Origin of the sequence: Bacillus sp. IT-79MI2 (assembly GCF_949768135.1) — a bacterium.
In the GTDB taxonomy this organism is placed as follows: domain Bacteria; phylum Bacillota; class Bacilli; order Bacillales; family Bacillaceae_G; genus Bacillus_A; species Bacillus_A pseudomycoides.
The window spans coordinates 1-1,960 of sequence record NZ_CATKPV010000112.1; the positions used below are offsets into that span (position 1 = coordinate 1).

General features: G+C 32.1%; 1 protein-coding gene. It reads right to left on the bottom strand.

Annotated features, from left to right (window positions below; translation table 11 throughout):
* Nucleotides 1–542: 542 nt before the first annotated feature.
* Entirely contained in the window at nt 543–1,466 is a 924-nt protein-coding gene (locus ACM6HU_RS25440; RefSeq protein ID WP_414848507.1) for a DMT family transporter, read from the bottom strand.
* Between the last annotated feature and the right edge of the window lie 494 nt (nt 1,467–1,960).

A 1,960-nucleotide genomic window follows, 5' to 3' on the forward strand; every position in this document is an offset into this window, starting at 1 on the left:
TATTTGCGACTCCCTTATGTTAACACTTTCATGTTTCAATGTCAACTAAGTTTTTCATTTCGTTTGTCGCGTTCTGCGTTGTTGCTATCGGCGACTCGTATAATACTACACTTATATATTGAAATAGTCAATGGATTTTATATAAAAAATTGTTTTTTATCTCTTTTATAGATAAACACTCACAAATCATTAATCTTTTGTTCATACACCCTTTCCATTCCTATAGATTCAGTACCCCTAAAAGGGAAAAAAGTAAAACTATTTATCCCTACTAGACATTATAAATGCGTACTCAAGGAGCCTTCATTCTATTTCAGAGTCAAAAGAATAGTAATACTTCATTAGCAATTTGTTTTTTATCAAATAATTTTACTTCAAACATCCCTGGATTATCATCCCTTTGTTCATTATTATAAATACAGTATATAAATGTATAATTTAGTATTGTATTACACAGGTTCCCTAATCTTCCTGTATGCTCCTCTAAACCAACTAAAAAGAGAGCATGCCATTCGATGCATCCCCCCTTTCATATTCTGGCATTAATATGTTTTGTACTTCCTATCTTCTTTAGTTTGTCGATCAACGGATTTCATTAGAGCACTTAATTTACCTTTATCCGCCCAGATAACCCCAAATAAAACTAGACATCCTCCTATTAATATCTTCCATGTTAAAGATTCTTTTAATAAAATAACCGAAGCAATAATACTTATGAGTGGTAAAGCATTTAAATACAATCCACTTACTGATGCCGAAACTCCTTCTAGCGCCTTATTCCAAAACCAATAAGCTAGGATTGTTGCACAAACAACAAGGTATGTAAAACTAAGCCCTGTCTTCCATGTTTCTATTTGAGGTAGACCATAATAAAAAGTTTCGATAACTGCAAAGGGGAATAGAATGATTGCCCCTATGATTAATGTTAATGTTGTAAATACTTCGTTTGATAGATTCTTTTCTTGTTTTGGTCTTTTTAATAATATTGTATAGAAAGCAAATAAAAAAGTACTTAATAAAATAAGTATGTCCCCAACTAGAGAAGCGCTTTGATTATCATTACCAGATGGAATGGTAATACATATTACTCCTATAAAACCTAATATAATTCCAATCCAATAGTTTAACTGAATCTTTTCTTTTAAAAACAGTGCCGAGAAAATAATTGTAACTAAAGGTAAAGCAGCATCAATGATGCTAACATATAATCCACTTGTTAAAGAAATCCCATACGAGGTAAACATAAAATATCCCGCCACACCAGTAAAAGATAATACGCTTATTCTTTTCCACGGAACATCCCTATTAACAATACTTTTTCGTAGCTGCTGAAAAGAAAACAATAGACATATCCCGCCAGCAAAGCAAAGACGAAGAAATAATAGGGTGAATGGCTGAATTGACTCTAACGCCCATTTTGTCGGAGCAATTGCTATCCCCCATAGTATAATCGCAATTAATAGCATACTTATTCCTTTAATGTTTTTCTCCCCTTTTCATATATGTCTCTTCATACCATATGTAGACCTATTTACTTTGTACCATATAATAAAGAGAATAAAGATCATTACTCAATTTTTGTGCGATTCCAATACAGTAAACCTTAAATCCTCGCGTATAATCGAATAAACAAAAATTAATTTCCTATTCTCTTTCACGGTAAGCAGAACAATATTCACCAGCAGTTTTAGCCGCTACTTCAACTAATTTATGAACAAGTCCATCCCAAACAGTAACTGTACATAAAGATACCCATTCAATGTTTCCTCTAACAAGGTGAAAAGAATCGCAATCATTTCATGTGGTTACCAAAACTTCACTGTACACTATATTTTAATTTCTGTAATTTTGAATAAAAAAATGATATCTAACATGTCCTTTTCCCTTGGCTTTTGTATAAGTCTTTCCATAAAAGTCCCATTGGAATTTTTTCTTCGATCACTCGCTTATTATGTAAATG

Excerpts from the sequence above, each read along its gene's own strand:
- ACM6HU_RS25440 (WP_414848507.1), bottom strand. The coding sequence starts at position 1,466 with ATGCTATTAATTGCGATTATACTATGGGGGATAGCAATTGCTCCGACA.